Source organism: Kitasatospora sp. NPDC059817 (assembly GCF_042731835.1).
In the GTDB taxonomy this organism is placed as follows: Bacteria; Actinomycetota; Actinomycetes; order Streptomycetales; family Streptomycetaceae; genus Kitasatospora.
The window spans coordinates 1-5,564 of sequence record NZ_JBHWIR010000306.1; the positions used below are offsets into that span (position 1 = coordinate 1).

Annotated in this window: 8 protein-coding genes; 3 read left to right on the forward strand and 5 right to left on the reverse strand. The window is 69.7% G+C overall.

Annotated elements, in window-relative coordinates; translation table 11 throughout:
* Nucleotides 1–106: 106 nt before the first annotated feature.
* Nucleotides 107–556 carry a hypothetical protein gene (locus ACFV61_RS33940; RefSeq protein ID WP_159398753.1) on the reverse strand — a complete coding sequence of 150 codons (450 nt, stop codon included), beginning with the start codon at nt 554–556 and terminating at the stop codon, nt 107–109.
* Nucleotides 557–1,068: 512 nt separating this feature from the next.
* On the opposite strand from ACFV61_RS33940, the gene ACFV61_RS33945 reads away from it, so the two are divergent.
* Nucleotides 1,069–2,706, forward strand: coding sequence for an alkaline phosphatase D family protein (locus tag ACFV61_RS33945; protein ID WP_380495933.1), 1,638 nt, complete (start codon nt 1,069–1,071; stop codon nt 2,704–2,706).
* Nucleotides 2,707–2,808: 102 nt separating this feature from the next.
* Here ACFV61_RS33945 and ACFV61_RS33950 read toward each other — a convergent pair whose 3' ends face one another.
* The 4 genes from ACFV61_RS33950 to ACFV61_RS33965 are packed head-to-tail and all read right to left on the reverse strand — an operon-like array spanning nt 2,809 to nt 4,498.
* Entirely contained in the window at nt 2,809–3,276 is a 468-nt protein-coding gene (locus ACFV61_RS33950) for an NUDIX hydrolase (protein ID WP_380495935.1), read from the reverse strand.
* Entirely contained in the window at nt 3,263–3,445 is a 183-nt protein-coding gene (locus ACFV61_RS33955; RefSeq protein WP_380495937.1) for a hypothetical protein, read from the reverse strand. Before ACFV61_RS33955 ends, ACFV61_RS33950 begins: the two co-directional genes overlap by 14 nt.
* Before the next feature lie 35 nt (nt 3,446–3,480).
* Nucleotides 3,481–3,678, reverse strand: a complete 198-nt coding sequence (locus tag ACFV61_RS33960; RefSeq protein ID WP_380376117.1) for a DUF397 domain-containing protein — start codon at nt 3,676–3,678, stop codon at nt 3,481–3,483.
* Nucleotides 3,671–4,498: a helix-turn-helix domain-containing protein gene (locus ACFV61_RS33965; RefSeq protein ID WP_380376119.1), complete on the reverse strand. Its 828-nt coding sequence runs from the start codon at nt 4,496–4,498 to the stop codon at nt 3,671–3,673. Before ACFV61_RS33965 ends, ACFV61_RS33960 begins: the two co-directional genes overlap by 8 nt.
* Before the next feature lie 144 nt (nt 4,499–4,642).
* On the opposite strand from ACFV61_RS33965, the gene ACFV61_RS33970 reads away from it, so the two are divergent.
* Together ACFV61_RS33970 and ACFV61_RS33975 are read left to right on the forward strand one after the other, a co-directional pair.
* Nucleotides 4,643–5,092 (forward strand): ATP-binding protein, encoded by a 450-nt coding sequence (locus tag ACFV61_RS33970; protein WP_380495940.1) that lies wholly within the window; start codon nt 4,643–4,645, stop codon nt 5,090–5,092.
* Nucleotides 5,093–5,105: 13 nt separating this feature from the next.
* On the forward strand, nt 5,106–5,564 hold a 459-nt coding region (locus tag ACFV61_RS33975; RefSeq protein ID WP_380495942.1), incomplete at its 3' end, for a hypothetical protein.

The following is a 5,564-nucleotide window of genomic DNA, read 5'->3' on the forward strand; positions in this document are numbered from 1 at the left end:
ACACGTCATTGTGCGCGGCCCGGCTCATTTTTTAATATCCCACTGTTGCGGCCCACTCTGTGCCCCCGGGGGGGGGGGCCCGCGCCGGTGGTGTGGAGCGGGGCTGCTAGAACGGCGGGAGCGTGCCGAGCTTGACGTCGCCCGTGTAGTGCTTGCCGAGCGCGTCGAAGTCGTAGTACAGGTGCACGTCGTCGCCGACCAGGTAGAACCTCTGCGTGCCGTTGACGAACGGCGACAGGCCAAGGTGGAAGGTGATGCCCTCGGTCAGGCTGCCGGAGGCGCTGCCGACCTTGACCTTGCCGAGGAACGGCACGTTCGCGTACACCACGATGGACGCGGAGCGGGCGGTCGTGTCGAGGGTGAGCGTGGTCTCCAGCGGGCCGGTGACGTAGGTCCAGGTCTGCACGTCCGTGATGGCGGGCGTGACGTTCTGGACCACTGCGACCGGGGCCGGGGCCGGGGCGGCCGCCATGGCCGCCGTGCTGCCGAAGCCGACTGTCAGGACGGCGAGGCCGGCCACCACAACACCCGCACGACGTACAAAGCGGTTCTTCATGGTTCCCTCCCAGAGGTGTGAGCTGATGGGCGGGTCCCCCGGGGTGATTCCTATCAGTCAACTCGCTTGGGGTGCCAGCGTGTTGTACATCACGACCGCGCTCCGGCGTAAAAGTGGACCCACCCGTTCGGGTGGTTTTTCTTGACTTGGCCAGCGGCCCTGTGCAGTGCGGGGCGGCCCGGGTCGCGCGGCCCGTTCCGGGTACGGAGCAGCCGTCCCCTCGTGCGGGTTCGGGGTTTTGCCGGGCGACTGCGGGGCGGGGCCTGCGGGCGGGCCGGGGCCGGTGGCGGGCCCGTTCGGGGGCGGGACGGTCTGCGGTCGCGGGCCAAGTGGACCGGTTCGCGCGGGGGGCGCTACGCGCGTCCATTTCCGTCCACCCGGGGGGATTTGTCGGACCTTCACGGTTCCCCCATCAGATGATCACTCGGCTGCCGGAATTCCGACCCCTGGCGTACGGCGCGGTCCACTCGAATTCCTTCGCACACCGCCGAGCAGCGAAAGGCCTTCACCCCATGACCCGCCCTGCCGACCGCCCCTCCCCCGACCAGCAGCTGCGCGAGGCCGCCGCGCGGCTGGACCGGCGCCGCTTCCTCACCGTCACCTCGGCCGCCGCCGCGCTGGCGTTCACCGTCAACCTGCCGTCCGCGCACGCCGAGGACGCCGAGTTCGGACCGCGCGCCATCACCGGCAACCCGTTCACCCTCGGCGTGGCCTCCGGCGACCCGCTGCCCGGGGCCGTCGTGCTGTGGACCCGCCTGGCGCCGCGCCCGCTGGAGCCCGGCGCCGGGCTGCCGCCCGCCGGCTCGGTGCGGGTGGGCTGGGAGCTGGCCCGCGACGAGCGGTTCCGCAAGGTGGTGCGGCGCGGCAGCGCCCGCGCGCACGCCGAGTTCAACTACGCGGTGCACGTGGACGTCGACGGCCTCGACGCGGACCGGGTGTACTGGTACCGCTTCACCGTCGGCGCCTGGAGCAGCCCCGTGGGCCGCACCCGCACCGCGCCGGAGCGCGGGCGCAGGCTGGACGCCGTCCGCTTCGGGCTGGTGTCCTGCCAGGCCTACGAGGACGGCTACTTCACCGCCTACCGCCACCTGGCCGACGAGGACCTGGCCGCGGTGTTCCACGTCGGCGACTACATCTACGAGTACGGCATCGACGCGGCGGGCGGCGACCGCAAGTACACCGACCGCACCCTGCCGGCGCTGTTCAACCACGAGACCGCCACGCTGGAGGACTACCGGCTGCGCTACTCCCTCTACAAGAACGACCCCGACCTCCAGGCCGCGCACGCCGCCCACCCCTGGTACGTCACCTGGGACGACCACGAGGTGGAGAACAACTACGCGGCCGGCATCCCCGAGAAGGGCCAGGACCCGGCGCCGTTCATCGCCCGCCGCGCCGCCGCCTACCGCGCGTACTGGGAGAACATGCCGCTGCGGATGCCGCAGCCGCGCGGCACCGAGCTCACCCTCTACCGGCGCGTCCACTTCGGGCAGCTCGCGCAGTTCGACATCCTCGACACCCGCCAGTACCGCGACGACCAGGCCAACGGCGACGGCTGGCAGTACCCCACCCCGGAGTCCGAGGACCCGCGGCGCACCCTGATGGGCGCCGCCCAGGAACGCTGGTTCGCCGAGGGCCTGCACCGCTCCCGGGCGACCTGGAACGTCGTGCCGCAGCAGGTCGTCTTCTCCCGCCGCAAGAACACCACCGCCGAGCGCTCCAAGCTCTCCATGGACGCCTGGGACGGCTACCCGGCCGCCCGCGAACGCTTCCTGACCGCCGTCGACCGGGCCGGGGTGGAGAACCTGGTGCTGCTCACCGGCGACGTCCACGTCGCCTACGCCCTGGACGTCAAGCGCGACTTCGACAAGCCGGGCTCGCGCACCGTGGGCGTGGAGTTCGTCGGCACCTCGATCAGCAGCGACGGCGACGGCGAGGAGAAGCCGTCCAACTGGCAGAACCTGATGTCGGCCAACCCGCACATGAAGTTCTACGACGGGCGGCGCGGCTACACCACGCTCACCCTGGACCGCCACCAGGTCCGCGCCGACTACCGCACCGTCTCCCACATCACCCGCCCCGGCGGCACCGTCACCACCGCCGCCTCCTTCGTCACCCAGGCCGGCAACCCGGGCATCCACCCCGCCTGACCCGCCACCCCCAGGTCCCGCCGCTCACGGGGGCGGCGGGCCCCGGGACGGCACCAACCGTTCCCGGGGCCGCCGGGTGGCTTCGCGCAGGACGGCCGGCGGCTAGCGCACCACGGGAGTCGCCCCGGAGCGCCAGTCGGTGAGCCGCTTGCGGATGCTCGGCACCATCGGCAGCTCGTCCGTCCCAGCCGGGGTGAACCACGCCACCTCGTGGGACTCGTCGGACACCCGCAGCTCCCCGCCGACCGGACGTCCGAGGAGGCAGACGGAGAACTCCTGGCGGACTTCGCCGTCGTCATAGGCGAGGACATGGCGGGGGTCGGTGTAGGTGCCGACGATCCCGGTGATCTCGACATCGAGTCCGGTCTCCTCGCGCGTCTCGCGGATACCGCACCCGGCGATCGACTCACCGATGTCCATCCTGCCGCCGGGCAGGGCCCACATCCCGTTGTCGGTGCGGCGCTGGAGCAGGACGCGGCCCGCATCGTCGACCACGACGACGGACGCGGCCGGGACCAACGAGTTCGCCTCGGGAGCGTCCGGATCGTCCTCGTAATCACGCCTGGGCATGATCCACCGCCTCCACTGCCGAAATCGCCCACACGTCACGCCCTCGTGCCCACAAGTCCTCGACGTGACCGGCGAATCGATCGAACACGCCGTCGTCCTGGGCCCGCCTGAAGTGCATCATCGGGGCGTCGTGGCCGATCCTACCGGGCAGCAGCGGCGTGACGATCATGTCGAAACGGGGCGACGAATGCAGAGGCCTCGGGTTCAGACTTCGCCGAACTCGCCGCTTCGGACAGCGGCAACGAACGAGTCCCAGCCCTCGGCCGAGAAGGCCAGCGTTGGGCCCTGGGGGTCCTTGGAGTCACGGACCCTGCCCGGGTGCGCATCGTCAACCTCTACGCAACCACCCCCGCCGTTGCTGTAGGTGCTCTTGCGCCACTTGGCGCCCGTTGGGTCATGCATGGTCCAGTTCCTTCCCTGTCTCCCGGATCACAGCCAAACTGTCCGGCTGGCTGAGCGCGTTGACCTGGAGTCGATCGTATCTATCGACCCATCGGGCCACCGTCTCGGCATCTTGTTCCAGGTATCCCCGTTGAAGCGTCTCCGTGTACCCGACCAAAGCACGATTGGGGAGAGTCAAGAGCGTGACGGGGTGGGACAGCGGCCGATCTTCGGCGAGGCGGTACGGAGAGATCTGGATGATCACATTCGGGTGATCACACAGGCTCTCCAGGTGAGAGAGCTGCATGGCCATAATCTCCCGACCGCCGATCGGTCGACGCAGGGCTCCCTCGTCCAGGACGACGTGGATCGTCGTGCCCCTGTCGAGCATGAGTTGACGTTGCGCCAGCAGGGCGAGCCTCTCGTCGGCTTGCTCCTGCGTCGCTTCCCCTCGGCGGACGATGCCTGCCTCGTAGGCCGCGCTGTAGTCCGGGTGTTGGAGTATGCCCGACACCATATCCGTGTCGAACAGTCTGACTGTGATCGCTTCGCGCTCCCGGCGAAGGTACTCGGAGAACCCCGGCAACAGAGCGCCGTTCTTCCAACTCCACCACAGTCCCGTCAGGGCGCCACCGGCATCGAGGGCGGCGTCCACGCGTTCTACGAACTTTAAAGACGGCGCTTGTTTAGCTCGCTCCACGTTCGAGATGTAGACGTTGGAGTACCCGACTCGCACGCCGAGTTCGATCTGCGTCATCCCCTTGGCCTGGCGCGACCGGCTGATCTGAACAGCCAGGGCTTCCAACGGGGATGACGTTGGGTCAAGTGTGCGACGAACCAAGATCGCCTTCTTTAAAATCCGCTGGACTAGAGATTTGAAACTCTTTCGATCCTAGAGCAGGCTGAGCCATCCTGGTAGTCATTCGACTACTGACCGAAGTGGGCGCACTCCATTCGCATACGCCTTCCCTTGAGGTGCTTCGCCATGCTCAAAATCCGTACCGCTCCCCGCCCCCGCACGTTCGCGGCACGCCTGGACTCCCGCACGGAATCCACCCCCGTCGCAAGGCAGTTGCTGCGCGCCTACCTCGCCGCGCTCCCCACCGGCGACCGCTACTCCGACACCGCCGAACTCCTCCTCGGCGAGCTCTTCGCCAACGCCGTCCAGCACACCGACGCACCCGCCGACCGCCTCATCGAAGTCCGCTTCTCCCTCACCGGCGACCGCCTACGCCTCGAAGTCCACGACGCCGGCACCGGCCACCCCTCCCTCCGCACCCCCACACCCGAGGACGAGCACGGACGCGGCGTGCTCCTCGTCAACGAACTCGCCGAGAAGTGGGGCTGCTGCCCCCGCGCCGGCGGGGTCGGCAAGTTCGTCTGGGCCCTCATCGCCCCCGCGCCCGTCACCCTCCTCACCCTCCTCACCGTCTGAACAGGCACCCACCATGCGACTCCCCTTGACCGCCCGGCACCTGTTCGACACCGGCTCCACCCCCGCCGACACCTACGCCACCCTCGCCCGCCACACCCGCCACCCCCTCCGATCCGCCCGCGCCGTCTGCACCGCCCTCGGCATCCCCGCCGCCGAAACCCAACGCCGCCTCGACGACTGCTACGACGCCCTGCTCGCCAACCCCCGCCCCGGCTCCGAGGCCGACACCGGCGAACTCCTCGAAGCCCTCGGCGTCTTCGACATCCCCAAGCCTCTCGACGCCACCGAACTCGCCGTTGTCGACCTCTTCCTGGCCGCCATCGACGCCATGGGCGGCATCCGCGCCGGCCACCAGCACGGCCTGGCCCGCTGGTTCACCACCGGGAACCTCACCGCCGCTTACCTCTCCCTCGCGGCCGCCCGCCCCCGCCCCACCATCGGCGACCCCGCCCACTACTGGACCGCCCTCGTC